Genomic DNA, 17,603 nt, shown 5'->3' with positions numbered 1-17,603 from the left:
GGCGGTGTGTCAGTTAATCCATATGCCACTGATACACCGCCTTCGCGAGCAAGCCCGCTCCCACAGAGTGTTCACAAGCCTATAAGTCACTGAGCAGTCCGGCGGGAGAGGATTACTCGTACTGACTCAGCAACCGCTCCATCCGTGCATCCAGCCGGCGCTTGATCTCGGTCTCGATGTGCGGAGCGAAGTCGTCGATGACGTCTTGCATGATCAACTGCGCGGCGGCCCGCAGCTCGCTGTCCAGGTGCAGCAACGCGTCGGGGCCCTTGGTTTCGGGCTTGGCGACAGGCTTGGGTTCGGGCTGGCCGTTGATCGGGTCGAACAGCAGCGGGATCTGTTCTTCGTGCACGGGCGCTTGCACGACCGTGTCGGTCAACAGGGGCGGTTGCAGGGTGTCGTCGCCGAGCAATTGGCGGATCGACTCAAGGTCATCCAGCAGGTGCGCGGGTTTTTGTGGTGGTTTTGGCGTGTCCATCGTAGGCTCAGAGTCGCTTTAAACGGTGGTCTTGCAGAGGATAGCCCTGTTCGCGGTAGAAACGGAAACTCTCGCGTGCGGCTTGCCGGATGGTCGGGTCTTCCACCACCACTTCCGCCACCCGGGCGAAGCGTTGGGCAAAGACCGGTACTTTCAGGTCAAGGTTGACCAGCAGGTCCTGGTGCTGCCCGCAGTCATCCCCCAGCCCCAGCACGATCAGCCCTTCGGGTTCGCTCTCGGCCGGGCCATGGGGCACGAAGCTTTCGCCCTTGAACGCCCACAGGCGCGCATCGAGGTCCTCGCGCTGGGCGGCATCGCTGCAATGCAGGTAGATGCGATGGCCCATGCGCCAGGCCTTTTCGGTGAGCTTGCAGGCGAAATCCAGCCGCGCCGACGGATCGGCGCTGGGCAGGATGTAGAAATCGACTTTGGTCATTGCGGTTCCTGAGCCGTTGCTGGCGCCACCCGCAGGCGGCGCCAGAAACGGTCATCGGTGTCAGGCCTTGGCGCGGTCCAGCAGGTACTGGGTCAGCAGCGGAACCGGACGACCGGTGGCGCCCTTGTCCTTGCCGCCGCTGGTCCAGGCTGTGCCGGCGATGTCCAGGTGCGCCCAGTTCAGGTTCTTGGTGAAGCGCGACAGGAAGCACGCAGCGGTGATGGTCCCGGCTTTCGGGCCGCCGATGTTGGCGATGTCGGCGAACGGGCTGTCCAGTTGCTCCTGGTACTCATCAAACAACGGCAGTTGCCAGGCGCGGTCGTCGGCTTGCTGGCCGGCGCTGAGCAGTTGGCCGATCAGCTCGTCGTTGTTGCCCAAAAGGCCCGAGGTGTGAGCGCCGAGGGCGACGACGCAGGCGCCGGTCAGGGTCGCAATGTCGATCACCGCTTGCGGCTTGAAGCGCTCGGAGTAGGTGAGGGCGTCACACAGCACCAGGCGGCCTTCGGCGTCGGTGTTGAGAATCTCCACGGTCTGGCCGCTCATGGTGGTGACGATGTCGCCCGGGCGCGAGGCCGTGCCGCTGGGCATGTTCTCAGCGCAGGCGAGGATGCACACCAGGTTGATCGGCAGTTTCAGTTCGAGCACGGCACGCAGGGTGCCGAACACGCTGGCGGCACCGCCCATGTCGTACTTCATCTCGTCCATGCCGGCGCCCGGCTTGAGGCTGATGCCGCCGGTGTCGAAGGTGATGCCCTTGCCGACCAGTGCGTAAGGCTTCTCGGATTTCTTGCCGCCGTTGTATTGCATGACGATCAGGCGCGGTGGCTGGGCGCTGCCCTGGCCGACGGCGTAGAACGAGCCCATGCCCAGGTCCTTGATCTTCTTCTCGTCGAAGACTTCGACCTTCAGGCCCTTGAATTCCTTACCCAGTGCCTTGGCTTGTTCCCCCATGAACGTCGGGTGGCAGATGTTCGGCGGCAGGTTGCCCAGATCGCGAGTGAACGCCATGCCGTTGGCAATCGCGGTGGCGTGGGTCACGGCGCGCTGCACTTCGGCCTGGGCGGCCTTGATGGTCAGCAGGGTGATTTTCTTCAGGGCGCGGGGTTCGGCTTTCTGGCTCTTGAAACGGTCGAACTGGTATTCGCCATCCACCAGGGTTTCAGCCAGCAGACGGTTCTTGCCGTAGCTGTCGCGGCCCTTGACCACCAGTTCATCCAGGGCCAGGGTCGCCTCACCGCCGCCCAGGCCCTTGAGGGTGCCCAGCGCGCCGGCGATGATTTTGCGGAACGGCCGGTCGCCCAGTTCGGTGTCCTTGCCCACGCCCACCAGCAGCACGCGCTCGGCCTTGAGATTGGGCAGGCTGTGCAGCAACAGGCTCTGGCCGACCTTGCCGGCCAGGTCGCCACGCTTGAGCACGGCAGTAATTGCACCGCCGCTCAGGGCGTCGAGTTGGCTGGCGACGACGCCGAGCTTGCGGTTCTCACCAACGGCCACCACCAGCGTGGCGGTTTTCAACGTTTCTGGGCTGACGCTTTTTACAACCAGTTCCATGTCCGGATCCCTGAGTGATTGGTCAAGATGCCAGGCGCTGACTGTGGCGAGGGAGCTTGCTCCCGCTCGGTTGCACAGCAACCGCGAAAAAGCGGGGTCTGCTACGCAGTCCAGCGGGAGCAAGCTCCCTCGCCACAAGTCCTGAGTGAAGCAGTCACGGTCGCGCCGGCGACAAAGGCCGCAGTTTGAACCCCGGCGCCCGAGCCTGACAACCCCGGTGTCAAGGCTGCTTCTGTGCGTTTAGCCACGGGGTTAAAGCGTGCGAAGTGACAGGCGCCTACAATCACAGGATAATGCGGCTCTTTTTTCGGCGGCGCGCTGTGGCGGGCCGGCTCGATCTGTTTGCTTGTTTGGCCGCCTTAGCCTGACAACCCTGGAGTGTCTGGTTTGATCGTCTTCCGTTATCTATCCCGCGAAGTCCTGCTGACCCTGAGCGCGGTCAGTGCCGTGCTGCTGGTCATCATCATGAGCGGGCGCTTCATCAAATACCTCGCCCAGGCGGCTTCCGGCGCCCTGGACCCGGGCTCGCTGTTCCTGATCATGGGGTTCCGGCTGCCCGGCTTCCTGCAACTGATTCTGCCGCTGGGGTTGTTCCTGGGTATTTTGCTGGCCTACGGCCGCTTGTACCTGGACAGTGAAATGACCGTGCTGTCGGCCACCGGCATGAGCCAGCAACGTCTGTTCCGCATCACGCTTTTCCCAGCGGCGCTGGTCGCGCTGGTGGTGGCTTGGCTTAGCCTGAGCCTGGCGCCCCAGGGCGCCAACCAGTTCCAGTTGCTGATCAACCAACAGGACGCAATGACCGAATTCGACACCTTGGTGCCGGGGCGTTTCCAGGCCCTGCGCGACGGGACGCGGGTCACTTACACCGAACAACTGTCGGACGACCGGATCAATCTGGGCGGTGTCTTCATTACGCAAAAGAACCTGTCTGCCGAGGGTGGCAAGGATCGCGGCATTTCCGTGCTGGTGGCCGAGAAGGGCAAGCAGCAGATCAGCCCCGAGGGCAACCGCTACCTGATCCTGGAGAACGGCTATCGCTATGACGGCAAGCCCGGCCAGGCCGACTACCGGGCCATCCAGTACGAAACCTATGGCGTGCTGCTGCCCAAGCCCGATGTCAGTGAAGAAGTCACCGACCGCGACGCAATGCCCACCGCCAGCCTGCTGGGCAACAGCGACATCCGCGCGCGCACCGAGTTGCAATGGCGCCTGTCGCTGCCGCTGCTGGTCTTCATCGTGACCCTCATGGCGGTCCCGCTGGCGCGGGTCAATCCTCGCCAGGGTCGTTTCCTCAAGCTGCTGCCGGCGATCCTTCTGTATATGGCGTACCTGACCATCCTGATTTCCGCCCGCGGTGCCCTGGAGAAAGGCAAGATCCCTCCGACGCTTGGCTTGTGGTGGGTCCACGGGATCTTCCTGGCCATTGGCCTGGGGCTGCTCTATTGGGAGCCGCTACGCCTGAAGCTTGCCAGCCGCCGCAGCTTGTCGGAGGTGGCCCGTGGTTAAACTTGACCGCTACATCGGCAGCAGTGTGTTCATGGCGATCCTCGCAGTGTTGGGGATCATCCTTGGCCTGGCGACGCTGTTTGCCTTCATCGATGAAATGAGCGACGTCAGCGACACCTATACCCTGGCGGACGTGGCGAGCTACGTGCTGTTGACCGCGCCACGGCGACTGTACGACATGCTGCCGATGGCGGCATTGATCGGTTGCCTGATCGGCCTGGGCAGCCTGGCGAGCAACAGCGAGCTGACCATCATGCGCGCTGCCGGCGTGTCCATCGGCCGGATCGTCTGGGCGGTGATGAAGCCGATGCTGGTGCTGATGCTGGTGGGTGTGCTGATTGGCGAATACATCGCCCCGGCCACCGAGAACACCGCTCAGGCCAACCGGTCCCTGGCCCAGGGTGGCGGCGATGCGCAAAGTGCCAAGCATGGCTTGTGGCACCGCCAGGGCGACGAGTTCATCCACATCAACTCGGTGCAGCCCAACGGCGTTCTTTATGGCGTGACCCGTTATCGCTTCGACGACCAGCGGCACATGCTTTCGTCGAGCTTCGCCAAGCGCGCGAACTTTGCCGAGGACCACTGGCAGCTGACCGACGTCACCACCACGCTGTTCCACGACAAGCGCACCGAAGTGGTCGCTGCCCCGCAGGAACGCTGGGAGGTGTCCATCAGCCCGCAACTGCTCAGCACCGTGGTGATGGCGCCGGAGTCCCTGTCGATTACCGGGTTGTGGGGCTACATCCACTACCTGGCGGACCAGGGCCTGAACAACGGTCGCTACTGGCTGGCTTTTTGGGTCAAGGTGTTGCAACCGTTGGTCACGGCCGCCCTGGTGCTGATGGCGATCTCCTTCATCTTCGGCCCACTGCGCTCGGTGACCCTGGGTCAGCGGGTGTTTACCGGCGTACTGGTGGGGTTCACCTTCCGTATCGCCCAGGATCTGCTGGGGCCGTCGAGCCTGGTGTTCGGTTTCTCGCCGCTGTTCGCGGTGCTGGTACCTGCCGGGGTCTGTGCGCTGGCGGGGCTCTGGCTGCTGCGCCGGGCGGGTTGATCCAAGTTCATCGTGGCGAGGGAGCTTGCTCCCGCTTGGGTGCGAGCACCCACAAAAAGGGCCGCTGCGCAGCCCAGCGGGAGCAAGCTCCCTCGCCACAAAAGCGTTTCAGTTCCTTAATGAAAGATGGTTGCCACATGGACGCGGCGTTTTGATTTGAGCGGCCATCGACAGGCGAACGTGACGCTTGTGCGCGGTATCAGGTACAATTCCCGGCTATTTTTCGGCGGGCCATGCCTGCAGCCTTTTTGAGTGTTGATCCGTGAGTGATTTGAGTCATATCCGCAATTTCTCCATCATCGCCCACATTGACCATGGTAAGTCGACGCTGGCTGATCGCTTCATCCAGATGTGCGGCGGCCTGGCCGAACGCGAAATGGAAGCCCAGGTCCTGGACTCCATGGACCTCGAGCGTGAGCGCGGCATCACCATCAAGGCCCACAGCGTCACCCTCTATTACAAAGCCCGCGACGGCATCACCTATCAGTTGAACTTCATCGACACCCCCGGCCACGTCGACTTCACCTATGAAGTCAGTCGTTCCCTGGCGGCCTGTGAAGGTGCGTTGCTGGTGGTCGATGCCGGCCAGGGCGTCGAGGCCCAGTCGGTTGCCAACTGCTACACGGCCATCGAACAAGGCCTGGAAGTCATGCCGGTGCTGAACAAGATCGACCTGCCCCAGGCCGATCCGGACCGCGTGAAAGAAGAAATCGAGAAAATCATCGGCATCGACGCCACTGACGCGGTCACCTGCAGCGCCAAGACCGGCCTGGGCGTGGACGAAGTGCTCGAGCGCCTGGTGACCACCATCCCCGCGCCGACCGGCAACATCGAAGATCCGCTGCAAGCGTTGATCATCGACTCCTGGTTCGACAACTACCTGGGCGTCGTCTCCCTGGTGCGTGTGCGTCATGGCCGCGTGAAGAAGGGCGACAAGATCCTGGTCAAATCCACCGGCAAGATCCACCTGGTGGACAGCGTCGGTGTATTCAACCCGAAACACACCGCCACCACTGACCTGAAGGCCGGTGAAGTGGGCTTCATCATCGCCGGCATCAAGGACATTCACGGGGCGCCGGTCGGCGACACCCTGACCTTGAGTTCCACCCCTGATGTCGATGTGCTGCCAGGTTTCAAGCGTATCCAGCCCCAGGTCTATGCCGGTCTGTTCCCGGTCAGCTCCGACGACTTCGAAGACTTCCGCGAAGCCCTGCAAAAGCTGACCCTGAACGACTCGTCCCTGCAGTACACGCCGGAAAGCTCCGACGCCCTGGGCTTCGGTTTCCGTTGCGGGTTCCTGGGCATGCTGCACATGGAAATCATCCAGGAGCGCCTGGAGCGCGAGTACGACCTGGACCTGATCACCACCGCGCCGACGGTAATCTTCGAGCTGCTGCTCAAGAACGGTGAAACCATCTACGTCGACAACCCGTCCAAGCTTCCGGACCTGTCGGCCATCGAAGACATGCGCGAGCCGATCGTGCGCGCCAACATCCTTGTGCCTCAAGAGCACCTGGGTAACGTCATTACCTTGTGCATCGAGAAGCGTGGCGTGCAGCACGACATGCTGTTCCTGGGTTCGCAGGTCCAGGTGACCTACGACCTGCCGATGAACGAAGTGGTGCTGGACTTCTTCGATCGCCTGAAGTCCACCAGTCGCGGCTATGCTTCGCTGGACTATCATTTCGATCGTTACCAATCGGCTAATCTGGTGAAGCTGGATGTGCTGATCAACGGTGAGAAAGTCGATGCCCTGGCATTGATCGTGCACCGTGACAACGCGCACTACAAAGGTCGTGCATTGACCGAGAAGATGAAGGAACTGATTCCGCGGCAGATGTTCGACGTAGCAATCCAGGCCGCCATCGGCGGGCAGATTGTGGCGCGGACAACCGTCAAGGCGCTCAGAAAGAACGTATTGGCCAAGTGCTACGGCGGCGACGTCAGCCGTAAGCGCAAGCTGTTGGAAAAGCAGAAGGCCGGTAAAAAACGCATGAAGCAGGTCGGTAACGTGGAAATTCCACAGGAAGCCTTCCTTGCAGTGCTCAGGTTGGATAGTTAGGTCCTATGTCGCTAAATTTCCCGCTGTTGCTGGTGATCGCCGTGTTTGTCTGCGGCTTGTTGGCGTTGCTTGATCTGTTGTTCCTGGCGCCCCGGCGCCGGGCGGCCATTGCCTCTTATCAGGGCAGCGTCAGCCAGCCGGATGGCGTGGTGGTCGAAAAACTCAACAAGGAACCGCTGCTGGTCGAGTACGGCAAGTCGTTCTTCCCGGTGCTGTTCATCGTGCTGGTACTGCGCTCGTTCCTGGTGGAACCGTTCCAGATTCCGTCCGGCTCGATGAAGCCGACCCTGGACGTGGGCGACTTCATCCTGGTGAACAAGTTTTCCTACGGGATCCGCCTGCCGGTGATCGACAAGAAGGTCATCGAGGTAGGGGACCCGCAACGCGGCGATGTGATGGTGTTCCGCTTCCCCAGCGATCCGAATGTCAACTACATCAAGCGCGTGGTTGGCCTGCCGGGCGACACGGTCCGCTATACCGCCGACAAGCGGCTGTTCGTCAACGGCGAATCGGTGGCCGAGCAGTTGATCGGTTCCGAGCCGGGCACGCTGGGCAGTGCCGAGCTCTACAAGGAAAAACTCGGCGAGGCCGAGCACCTGATCCGCAAGGAAATGAGCCGTTATCGCGCCACCCCGGACCATTCCTGGACGGTACCGGCGGGGCACTATTTCATGATGGGCGACAACCGCGACAACTCCAACGACAGCCGTTACTGGGATGACCCGAACATTCCCAAGGACCTGCTGGGCATGGTCCCCGACCGGAACATCGTCGGCAAGGCCTTCGCCGTATGGATGAGCTGGCCGGAACCCAAACTCAGTCACCTGCCGAACTTCTCGCGGGTCGGCCTGATCAAGTAATCACACACGGCGCTGTTGAACACAGCGCCGAATGCATTTCTGGAGCCTGCATAAGGCGCCAACGATACTCAGGACATCATTTTTGAACACAGCGTTAATTGTCCCAAGCCAACGGCGCCTTGCCCTGGCGGTGGAATCCAGCCACGAACTCAGCGTGGGTAAACCGTGAGCGTTTCTCTAAGCCGTCTCGAGCGTCAGCTCGGCTACACCTTCAAGGACCAGGAGCTGATGCTCCTGGCCCTCACCCACCGCAGTTTTGCCGGGCGCAACAACGAGCGCCTGGAATTCCTCGGTGACGCCATCCTCAACTTCGTCGCCGGCGAGGCGCTGTTCGAGCGTTTCCCGCTGGCCCGCGAAGGCCAGTTGTCGCGTTTGCGCGCACGATTGGTAAAAGGTGAGACCCTGGCCGTACTGGCCCGCGGTTTCGACCTGGGCGAATACCTGCGCCTGGGCTCTGGCGAATTGAAAAGCGGCGGCTTCCGTCGCGAGTCGATCCTGGCCGATGCCCTGGAAGCCTTGATCGGTGCGATCTACCTGGATTCCGGCATGGAAATGGCCCGTGAGCGGGTGCTGGCCTGGCTGACCTCCGAGATCGACAGCCTGACACTGGTAGACACCAACAAGGACCCGAAGACCCGTTTGCAGGAGTTCTTGCAATCGCGCAGCTGCGAGCTGCCGCGCTACGAGGTCGTGGATATCCAGGGCGAGCCGCATTGCCGAACCTTCTTCGTCGAATGCGAAGTCGTCTTATTGAATGAAAAAAGCCGGGGTCAGGGTGTGAGTCGTCGTATTGCCGAACAGGTAGCGGCCGCCGCAGCACTGATTGCCCTGGGTGTGGAGAATGGCAATGACTGATACAAATGTTACCCGCTGCGGCTATGTCGCCATCGTCGGCCGGCCGAACGTGGGCAAGTCCACATTGCTCAACCACATCCTCGGCCAGAAACTGGCGATCACCTCGCGCAAGCCCCAGACCACCCGCCACAACATGCTGGGCATCAAGACCGAAGGCGCCGTGCAGGCGATCTACGTCGATACCCCGGGCATGCACAAGGGCGGCGAAAAGGCCCTGAACCGCTACATGAACAAGACCGCTTCGGCGGCGTTGAAAGACGTCGACGTGGTGATCTTCGTGGTCGACCGCACCAAATGGACCGAAGAAGACCAGATGGTCCTCGAGCGCGTCCAGTACGTGACCGGCCCGTTGATCGTGGCGCTGAACAAGACCGACCGCATCGAGGACAAGGCCGAGCTGATGCCGCACCTGACCTGGTTGCAGGAACAGCTGCCCAACGCCCAGATCATCCCCATCTCCGCCCAGCACGGCCATAACCTCGACGCGCTGGAGCGGGTGATTGCCGAGCATCTGCCGGAAAACGATCACTTCTTCCCCGAAGACCAGATCACCGACCGCAGCAGCCGCTTCCTCGCCGCCGAACTGGTGCGCGAGAAAATCATGCGCCAGATGGGCGCCGAGCTGCCGTACCAGATCACCGTGGAAATCGAAGAGTTCAAGCAGCAGGGCAAGACCCTGCACATCCACGCCTTGATCCTCGTCGAGCGTGACGGCCAGAAGAAGATCATCATTGGCGACAAGGGCGAGCGCATCAAGCGCATCGGCACCGAAGCGCGCAAGGACATGGAGCTGCTGTTCGACTCCAAGATCATGCTCAACCTGTGGGTCAAGGTGAAGGGTGGTTGGTCGGATGACGAGCGGGCGCTGCGTTCGTTGGGTTACGGCGATCTGTAACCCCAGGTTCATGTGGGCGGGCTCCTGTGGCGAGGGAGCTTGCTCCCGTTCGGCTGCGAAGCAGTCGTGAAATCAGGCAATGCGGTGTGTCTGACTGAACAAAGTCGCTGATCTTGGGGCTGCTTCGCAGCCCAGCGGGAGCAAGCTCCCTCGCCACAAAGCTTTCTTCAACAGTCGATATCTTTTGATATTCAGGCCCCCATGTCCCCCTCCCAACCCATCGCCCAACCCGCCTACGTCCTGCACTCACGCGCCTACCGCGAAAGCAGCGCCCTGGTCGACTTTCTCACCCCCCTGGGCCGGCTGCGGGCGGTGTTGCGGGGGGCGCGGGGCAAGGCCGGGACGCTGGCGCGGCCGTTCGTGCCGCTGGAGGTGGAGTTTCGCGGGCGGGGCGAACTGAAGAATGTCGGCCGCATGGAAAGCAACGGCATTGCCGCCTGGCTCAACGGCGAAGCGTTGTTCAGCGGCATGTACCTCAATGAACTGCTGATCCGCCTGTTGCCTGCCGAAGATCCTCACCCGGCGGTCTTCGATCACTACGCCGCCACACTACTGGCCCTGGCCGAAGGCCGCCCGCTGGAGCCGTTGCTGCGCTCGTTCGAATGGCGGCTGCTGAACGACCTGGGCTACGGTTTTGCTCTCGACACCGACCTGCACGGCGAGCCCATCGCGGCAGACGGCTTGTACCGCTTGCAAGTGGACGCGGGCCTTGAACGGGTCTACCTGCTGCAACCCGGGCTGTTCAACGGCGCCGAGCTTTTGGCCATGGCCGAGGCCGACTGGAGTGCGCCGGGCGCCCTGGCTGCCGCCAAACGGCTGATGCGCCAGGCCCTGGCGGTTCACCTGGGCGGGCGGCCATTGGTCAGTCGCGAGTTGTTTCGCAAGCCCTGAGCAACCCGTATGCTGTGGGCCGAATATTTGTCCATTCAGGAGCGCTTTTACGTGAGCACCAGCCATCGCATTCTTCTCGGCGTGAACATCGACCATGTCGCCACCCTGCGCCAGGCCCGCGGTACGCGCTACCCTGACCCGGTCAAGGCCGCATTGGACGCCGAGGAGGCGGGCGCCGACGGCATCACCGTGCACCTGCGTGAAGACCGCCGGCACATCCAGGAGCGCGACGTGCTGCTGCTCAAGGATGTGCTGCAAACCCGCATGAATTTCGAAATGGGCGTGACCGAAGAAATGATGGCGTTCGCCGAGCGCATCCGTCCGGCGCACATCTGCCTGGTGCCGGAGACGCGCCAGGAACTGACCACCGAAGGCGGCCTGGACGTGGCGGGGCAGGAAGCGCGGATCAAGGCGGCGGTGGAGCGCCTGTCGAAAACCGGCGCCGAGGTCTCGCTGTTCATCGATGCCGACGAGCGGCAGATCGAAGCGTCCAAGCGAGTCGGCGCACCGGCTATCGAACTGCACACCGGCCGCTACGCTGATGCCGAGACGCCCATGGAGGTGGCCGATGAACTGCAGCGCGTGGCCGATGGCGTCACCTTCGGCCTGGCCCAAGGCCTGATCGTCAACGCCGGCCACGGCCTGCATTACCACAACGTCGAAGCCGTCGCGGCCATCAAGGGCATCAACGAACTGAATATCGGCCATGCGCTGGTGGCCCATGCGCTATTTGTCGGGTTCAAGCCGGCGGTGGCGGAGATGAAGGCGTTGATCCTGGCGGCCGCGAAACCCTGAGCCCACCGCCTACGGTGGGGCGGCATGCCTCAATTCAGTCAGTAGGGTCAGTCAGTAGGGGAAAGCTCTTGTGGCGAGGGAGCTTGCTCCCGCTGGGCTGCGAAGCAGCCCTATTGAAGTCGACCACCTGCCTGACATACCGGGTGCTTGGATTTTAGGGCCGCTGCGCGCCCCAGCGGGAGCAAGCTCCCTCGCCACGGGGTTATTGCTCGACTGGCGGGGTTGGCAGGCTTTAGAGCGGCGGTGTTTCCTGGTTTGGCTTGCTCTTGTCGACACCCGGCACATGCAGGTTGCCCTCGGCCACCTGGTTGCCTTCAAGCTGCGGCTGCGTGACCCAGGTGAGGATGTCGTAGTAGCGCCGGATGTTCGCCACGAAATGCACCGGCTCGCCGCCGCGGGCATAGCCGTAGCGGGTCTTGCTGTACCACTGTTTCTGCGACAGGCGCGGCAGGATCTTTTTCACGTCCAGCCATTTGTTCGGGTTCAACCCTTCCTTGGCCGCCAGTTTGCGGGCGTCGTCCAGGTGCCCGCTGCCGACGTTATAGGCGGCGAGGGCGAACCAGGTGCGGTCCGGCTCTTCGATGCTTTCGTCCAACTGATCCTTCATATAGGCCAGGTATTTGGCACCGCCCATGATGCTCTGCTTCGGATCCAGGCGGTTGGACACGCCCATCGCCTGGGCAGTGTTCTGGGTCAGCATCATCAGGCCACGCACGCCGGTCTTGGACGTGACCGCCGGTTGCCACAGCGATTCCTGATAGCCGATGGCGGCCAGCAGGCGCCAATCGACTTTCTCCTGCTTGGCATAGGCCTTGAAGTGCTGTTCGTACTTGGGCAGGCGTTGCTGCAAATGCTGGGCGAAGGTGGTGGCGCCCATGTAGCCAAGGACATCGACGTGCCCGTAGTAGCGATCCTTCAGCCGTTGCAGGGTGCCGTTCTTCTGCACCTTGTCCAGGTAGCTGTTGATCTCGTTTAGCAGGCTGTTGTCTTCGCCGGGAGCCACCGCCCAGCTCTGGCTGCGGGCATCACCCAGGTCGAACGCCACGCGCACGTTGGGGAAGTACACCTGGTTCATCGCCACTTCGTTGGAATCCACCAGGGTCAGATCGATCTGACCCTCATCGACCATGCGCAGCAGGTCGACCACTTCGACCGCGTCGGACTCTTCGTATTCGATGCCGGGGTACTGCTGTTTGAGCTGCGCCAGTTGCTCGGCGTGGGTGCTGCCCTTGAGCACCATGATCTTCTTGCCCGCCAGGGCCGCCGCGTCGGTGGGGCGCGACTGGCCATTGCGGTAGATGATCTGCGGGGTGACTTCCAGGTAGGAGTGGGAGAACCGTACCTGCTTCTTGCGCGCCTCGCTGCTGACCAGGCCCGCGGCGGCCAACACCGGGCCGTTGGGTTTGCCGACCTGGCTGAACAGATCGTCGAGGTTGTCGGCGGTCTCGATCTTGAGCTCCACCCCCAAATCGTCGGCGAAGCGCTTCACCAGCTCGTATTCGAAGCCGGTTTCACCGTTGCGATCCTCAAAGTAGGTGGCGGGGCTGTTCCGGGTAACCACCCGCAGCACGCCATCCTCCTTTACGCGCTCCAGTGTGTTGGGTTTCTCAACACAACCACTGAGCACCAGGAAGAGTCCGGTTGCGATCAGCCATCTGGCGTATCGCGGACGCAAAGCCGTTGGGGAAAACATCTGCGCAGTATACGCAAACGGCCTGCGCCGCCATATCTCGACAGCAAAAGGCCAGTCTGCTAGCGGTTGCAAAACATGTCCGCAACGCAAGCCGGCTGGCGTGCGGCCGGGTTTGGGTCGCTGAAAAATATCTAATCGAAGTTAACGGAACGTGCGTCCAAACAGGCCTTTGACGCAAAGACCGACATTCGGCCGCCACTGCGCGTGCCGTTTCGGGTGCCGTTGGCAGCGGTTTAGGCTAGAATGCACGGCCTCAAAGCACACCCCCTTCCCGAGGCTGTCCCGAAGATGTTGATCCTGCGCGGCGCTCCTGCCCTTTCTGCCTTTCGCCACAGCAAACTCCTTGAGCAACTGAGCCAGAAGGTTCCGGCTGTCAGTGGCCTGTATGCTGAATTCGCTCACTTCGCCGAAGTCACCGGCGGTTTGACCGGCGACGAACAGCAGGTGCTCGCGCGCCTTCTGAAGTACGGTCCCAGCGTTCCCGTCCAGGAGCCGGCCGGTCGTCTGTTCCTGGTACTGCCGCGTTTCGGCACCATTTCGCCGTGGTCGAGCAAGGCCAGCGACATCGCCCGCAACTGCGGCCTGGCGAAAATCCAGCGCCTGGAGCGCGGCATCGCCTTTTATGTCGCCGGTGAGTTCAGCGAGGCCGAGGCCCAACTGATCGCCGACAGCCTGCATGACCGCATGACCCAGGTCGTGCTGGGCAACCTGGAGCAGGCTGCCGGCCTGTTCAGCCACGCCGAGCCCAAGCCGCTGACCGCCATCGACGTGCTGGGCGGCGGTCGCGCCGCGCTGGAAAAAGCCAACGCCGAGCTGGGCCTGGCGCTGGCCGAAGACGAGATCGATTACTTGGTCAACGCCTTCCAGGGCCTCAAGCGCAACCCCCACGACATCGAACTGATGATGTTCGCCCAGGCCAACTCCGAGCACTGCCGCCACAAGATCTTCAACGCCAGTTGGGACATTGACGGCCAGAGCCAGGAAAAAAGCCTGTTCGGCATGATCAAGAACACCTACCAAATGCACAGCGAAGGCGTGCTGTCCGCTTATAAGGACAATGCTTCGGTGATCGTCGGCAGTGTGGCCGGTCGTTTCTTCCCGGATCCCGAGACCCGCCAGTACGGTGCGGTCCAGGAGCCGGTGCACATCCTGATGAAGGTCGAGACCCACAACCACCCGACCGCGATTGCCCCGTTCCCGGGCGCATCCACCGGTTCCGGCGGCGAGATCCGTGACGAAGGCGCCACCGGGCGTGGTGCCAAGCCCAAGGCTGGCCTGACCGGCTTCACCGTGTCGAACCTGCAGATCCCGGGCTTTGAACAGCCGTGGGAAAAGCCGTACGGCAAGCCTGAGCGTATCGTCAACGCCCTGGACATCATGATCGAAGGCCCACTGGGTGGCGCTGCGTTCAACAACGAATTCGGCCGTCCGGCGCTGACCGGTTATTTCCGGACCTTTGAACAATCCATCGCCACTCCGCGCGGTGAAGAGGTTCGTGGTTACCACAAGCCGATCATGCTCGCCGGCGGCATGGGCAACATCCGCGCCGAACACGTGCAGAAAGGCGAAATCGTGGTCGGCTCCAAGCTGATCGTCCTCGGTGGCCCGGCGATGCTGATCGGTCTCGGCGGCGGCGCTGCGTCCTCCATGGCCACCGGCACCAGCTCGGCGGACCTGGATTTTGCCTCGGTCCAGCGGGAAAACCCGGAAATGGAACGTCGCTGCCAGGAAGTCATCGACCGTTGCTGGCAGTTGGGTGACAAGAACCCCATCAGCTTCATCCACGACGTCGGCGCGGGCGGTTTGTCCAACGCCTTCCCGGAACTGGTCAATGACGGTGGCCGTGGTGGCCGATTCGAGCTGCGCAACATTCCGAACGATGAGCCGGGCATGGCCCCGCACGAAATCTGGAGCAACGAATCCCAGGAGCGTTACGTCCTGGCGGTCGGCCCGGCTGACTTCGAGCGCTTCCAGGCCATCTGCGAGCGCGAGCGTTGCCCGTTCGCCGTGGTCGGTGAAGCCACTGCCGAGCCGCAACTGACCGTCACCGACAGCCACTTCGGCAACAGCCCGGTGGACATGCCACTGGAAGTGCTGCTGGGCAAGGCCCCGCGCATGCACCGTTCGGCCGTACGCGAAACCGAGCTGGGCGACGACTTCGATCCGTCCACCCTCGACGTCGCCGACTCCATCGAGCGTGTGTTGCATCACCCGGCCGTGGCGAGCAAAAGCTTCCTGATCACCATTGGCGACCGGACCATCACCGGCCTTGTGGCCCGCGACCAGATGGTCGGCCCATGGCAGGTGCCGGTAGCCGACGTGGCCGTGACCGCTACCAGCTTCGACGTCTACACCGGTGAAGCCATGGCCATGGGCGAGCGTACGCCGCTGGCGCTGCTGGACGCTCCGGCGTCGGGCCGCATGGCAATCGGCGAGGCCCTGACCAACCTGGCGGCGTCGCGCATTGGCAAGATTTCCGACATCAAGCTCTCGGCCAACTGGATGTCCGCCGCCGGTCACCCGGGCGAAGACGCCCGCCTGTACGACACCGTCAAGGCTGTCGGCATGGAGCTGTGCCCGGAGCTGGGCATCACCATTCCGGTGGGCAAGGACTCCATGTCCATGGCCACTCGCTGGAAAGACGAAGGCGTGGACAAGAGCGTGACCTCGCCGCTGTCGCTGATCGTGACCGGTTTCGCCCCGGTGACCGACATCCGCCAGACCCTGACCCCGCAACTGCGCATGGACAAGGGCACCACCGACCTGATCCTGATCGACCTGGGTCGTGGCCAGAACCGCATGGGCGCTTCGATCCTGGCCCAGGTGCACGGCAAGCTCGGTTCGCAAGCGCCGGACGTCGACGATGCCGAGGACCTGAAGGCGTTCTTCGCCGTGATCCAGGGCCTCAACGCCGACGGTCATCTGCTGGCCTACCACGACCGTTCCGACGGCGGTCTGCTGACCACCGTGGTGGAAATGGCCTTCGCCGGTCACTGTGGCCTGAGCCTGACCCTGGACAGCGTCGCCGAATCCGCTGCGGAAATCCCGGCCATCCTGTTCAACGAAGAGCTCGGTGCGGTGATCCAGGTTCGCCAGGACGCCACCCCGGACATCCTCGCCCAGTTCAGCGCTGCGGGCCTGGCCGACTGCGTCTCGGTGATCGGTCAGCCGATCAACAACGCCCACATCAACATCACCTTCAACGGCGACACCGTCTTCGAAGGCCAGCGCCGCCTGTTGCAGCGCCAGTGGGCTGAAACCAGCTACCAGATCCAGCGCCTGCGCGATAACGCCGAGTGCGCCGAGCAGGAATTCGACGTCCTGCTGGAAGAGGACAACCCGGGCTTGAGCGCCAAGCTCAGCTACGACGTAAACCAGGACGTGGCAGCGCCTTACATCAAAAAAGGCATTCGCCCACAAGTGGCGGTCCTGCGCGAGCAGGGCGTCAACGGTCAGGTGGAAATGGCCGCGGCGTTCGACCGCGCCGGTTTCAACGCGATCGACGTGCACATGAGTGACATCCTCGCCGGGCGTGTCGACCTGAACGACTTCAAGGGTATGGTCGCTTGCGGCGGCTTCTCCTACGGCGACGTGCTGGGTGCCGGCGAAGGCTGGGCCAAGTCGGCACTGTTCAACAGCCGCGCCCGTGATGCGTTCCAGGGTTTCTTCGAGCGCACCGACAGCTTCACCCTTGGCGTGTGCAACGGTTGCCAGATGATGTCCAACCTGCACGAGCTGATCCCGGGCAGCGAGTTCTGGCCGCACTTCGTGCGTAACCGTTCCGAGCAGTTCGAAGCCCGCGTGGCGATGGTCCAGGTGCAGGAGTCGAACTCGATCTTCCTGCAGGGCATGGCCGGTTCGCGCATGCCGATTGCCATCGCCCACGGAGAAGGCCACGCGGAATTCGAAAGCGAGGAAGCCTTGCTCGAAGCCGACCTGTCCGGTTGTGTGGCGCTGCGTTTTGTCGACAACCACGGCAAGGTCACTGAAACCTACCCGGCCAACCCGAACGGCTCGCCGCGCGGGATCACCGGCCTGACCAGCCGCGACGGCCGCGTCACGATCATGATGCCGCACCCGGAGCGTGTCTTCCGTGCGGTGCAGAACTCGTGGCGTTCGGACGACTGGAACGAAGACGCGCCATGGATGCGCATGTTCCGCAACGCACGCGTCTGGGTGAACTAAAGGCGTGTACAAGCTCTGCTTCTTCGTCCCGCCCAGCCACGTGGACGTGGTCAAGAGCGCCGTATTCGCTGCCGGTGGCGGGCGAATCGGCGCCTATGACCACTGCGCCTGGCAAGTGCTGGGCCTGGGCCAGTTTCGCCCCCTGGACGGCAGCCAGCCGTTCATTGGCGAGGCGGGGCAGGTCGAGCAGGTCGAGGAATGGAAAGTGGAGCTAGTGGTGGCCGATGAGTTGATCAGTGGGGTGGTGCAAGCCTTGAAGCAAAGCCATCCCTACGAGACGCCTGCATATGAAGTGTGGCGGTTGGAGGATTTCTGATCCTTTGCCCGTTTGAATGAGAA

14 protein-coding genes are annotated in these 17,603 nt (G+C 62.6%); 10 read left to right on the top strand and 4 right to left on the bottom strand.

Annotated features, from left to right (window positions below):
- Positions 1-112: 112 nt before the first annotated feature.
- From RGM2987_RS14860 to RGM2987_RS14850, 3 genes are read right to left on the bottom strand one after another with little or no spacing between them, the layout of a single operon-like run.
- Entirely contained in the window at positions 113-478 is a 366-nt protein-coding gene (locus RGM2987_RS14860) for a DNA polymerase III subunit chi (RefSeq protein WP_245142449.1), read from the bottom strand.
- 7 nt (positions 479-485) lie between these two features.
- Positions 486-914, bottom strand: a complete 429-nt coding sequence (locus RGM2987_RS14855) for a DNA polymerase III subunit chi (protein ID WP_245142446.1) — start codon at positions 912-914, stop codon at positions 486-488.
- A 60-nt stretch (positions 915-974) separates the two neighbouring features.
- Complete coding sequence (locus RGM2987_RS14850; RefSeq protein WP_245142444.1) at positions 975-2,465, bottom strand: leucyl aminopeptidase; 1,491 nt, start codon at positions 2,463-2,465, stop codon at positions 975-977.
- A 387-nt stretch (positions 2,466-2,852) separates the two neighbouring features.
- Here RGM2987_RS14850 and lptF point away from each other — a divergent pair, with 387 nt between their 5' ends.
- The 8 genes from lptF to pdxJ all read left to right on the top strand — a co-directional run bounded on the left by lptF (position 2,853) and on the right by pdxJ (position 11,386).
- On the top strand, positions 2,853-3,974 hold the full coding sequence (lptF, locus tag RGM2987_RS14845) for an LPS export ABC transporter permease LptF (protein ID WP_245142442.1): 1,122 nt from the start codon (positions 2,853-2,855) through the stop codon (positions 3,972-3,974).
- The gene (lptG, locus tag RGM2987_RS14840; RefSeq protein WP_245142439.1) at positions 3,967-5,028 is read left to right on the top strand and encodes an LPS export ABC transporter permease LptG; all 1,062 of its coding nucleotides are present in this window, start codon (positions 3,967-3,969) and stop codon (positions 5,026-5,028) included. Before lptF ends, lptG begins: the two co-directional genes overlap by 8 nt.
- A gap of 262 nt (positions 5,029-5,290) precedes the next feature.
- On the top strand, positions 5,291-7,090 hold the full coding sequence (gene lepA / locus RGM2987_RS14835; protein WP_245142437.1) for a translation elongation factor 4: 1,800 nt from the start codon (positions 5,291-5,293) through the stop codon (positions 7,088-7,090).
- A 5-nt stretch (positions 7,091-7,095) separates the two neighbouring features.
- A complete protein-coding gene (gene lepB, locus RGM2987_RS14830; RefSeq protein ID WP_245142435.1) occupies positions 7,096-7,950 on the top strand; it encodes a signal peptidase I in 855 nt (284 codons plus the stop codon).
- A 165-nt stretch (positions 7,951-8,115) separates the two neighbouring features.
- Complete coding sequence (gene rnc, locus RGM2987_RS14825; protein WP_245142433.1) at positions 8,116-8,805, top strand: ribonuclease III; 690 nt, start codon at positions 8,116-8,118, stop codon at positions 8,803-8,805.
- Positions 8,798-9,700, top strand: a complete 903-nt coding sequence (era, locus tag RGM2987_RS14820; protein WP_245142431.1) for a GTPase Era — start codon at positions 8,798-8,800, stop codon at positions 9,698-9,700. Before rnc ends, era begins: the two co-directional genes overlap by 8 nt.
- A 201-nt stretch (positions 9,701-9,901) precedes the next feature.
- Positions 9,902-10,591, top strand: coding sequence for a DNA repair protein RecO (gene recO, locus RGM2987_RS14815; RefSeq protein ID WP_245142429.1), 690 nt, complete (start codon positions 9,902-9,904; stop codon positions 10,589-10,591).
- A gap of 51 nt (positions 10,592-10,642) precedes the next feature.
- On the top strand, positions 10,643-11,386 hold the full coding sequence (pdxJ, locus tag RGM2987_RS14810) for a pyridoxine 5'-phosphate synthase (protein ID WP_245142427.1): 744 nt from the start codon (positions 10,643-10,645) through the stop codon (positions 11,384-11,386).
- A 232-nt stretch (positions 11,387-11,618) separates the two neighbouring features.
- On the opposite strand, the gene mltF is transcribed toward pdxJ, so the two are convergent.
- On the bottom strand, positions 11,619-13,079 hold the full coding sequence (gene mltF, locus RGM2987_RS14805; RefSeq protein ID WP_245142424.1) for a membrane-bound lytic murein transglycosylase MltF: 1,461 nt from the start codon (positions 13,077-13,079) through the stop codon (positions 11,619-11,621).
- A gap of 288 nt (positions 13,080-13,367) precedes the next feature.
- Here mltF and purL point away from each other — a divergent pair, with 288 nt between their 5' ends.
- Together purL and RGM2987_RS14795 are read left to right on the top strand one after the other, a co-directional pair.
- Complete coding sequence (gene purL, locus RGM2987_RS14800; protein WP_245142422.1) at positions 13,368-17,264, top strand: phosphoribosylformylglycinamidine synthase; 3,897 nt, start codon at positions 13,368-13,370, stop codon at positions 17,262-17,264.
- Between the two features lie 4 nt (positions 17,265-17,268).
- Positions 17,269-17,580 carry a YqfO family protein gene (locus RGM2987_RS14795; protein WP_245142420.1) on the top strand — a complete coding sequence of 104 codons (312 nt, stop codon included), beginning with the start codon at positions 17,269-17,271 and terminating at the stop codon, positions 17,578-17,580.
- The last annotated feature ends 23 nt before the right edge of the window (positions 17,581-17,603 follow it).

This window comes from Pseudomonas sp. RGM2987 (assembly GCF_022952855.1).
Taxonomy (GTDB): domain Bacteria; phylum Pseudomonadota; class Gammaproteobacteria; order Pseudomonadales; family Pseudomonadaceae; genus Aquipseudomonas.
Note: the sequence above shows the minus strand (reverse complement) of the source record. Positions and strands in the feature narration are given on the sequence as shown.

Coding starts and splice junctions, on each gene's coding strand:
- RGM2987_RS14860 (WP_245142449.1), bottom strand. CDS start 478: ATGGACACGCCAAAACCACCACAAAAACCCGCGCACCTGCTGGATGAC.
- RGM2987_RS14855 (WP_245142446.1), bottom strand. CDS start 914: ATGACCAAAGTCGATTTCTACATCCTGCCCAGCGCCGATCCGTCGGCG.
- RGM2987_RS14850 (WP_245142444.1), bottom strand. CDS start 2,465: ATGGAACTGGTTGTAAAAAGCGTCAGCCCAGAAACGTTGAAAACCGCC.
- lepB (WP_245142435.1), top strand. CDS start 7,096: ATGTCGCTAAATTTCCCGCTGTTGCTGGTGATCGCCGTGTTTGTCTGC.
- era (WP_245142431.1), top strand. CDS start 8,798: ATGACTGATACAAATGTTACCCGCTGCGGCTATGTCGCCATCGTCGGC.
- recO (WP_245142429.1), top strand. CDS start 9,902: ATGTCCCCCTCCCAACCCATCGCCCAACCCGCCTACGTCCTGCACTCA.
- mltF (WP_245142424.1), bottom strand. CDS start 13,079: ATGTTTTCCCCAACGGCTTTGCGTCCGCGATACGCCAGATGGCTGATC.
- purL (WP_245142422.1), top strand. CDS start 13,368: ATGTTGATCCTGCGCGGCGCTCCTGCCCTTTCTGCCTTTCGCCACAGC.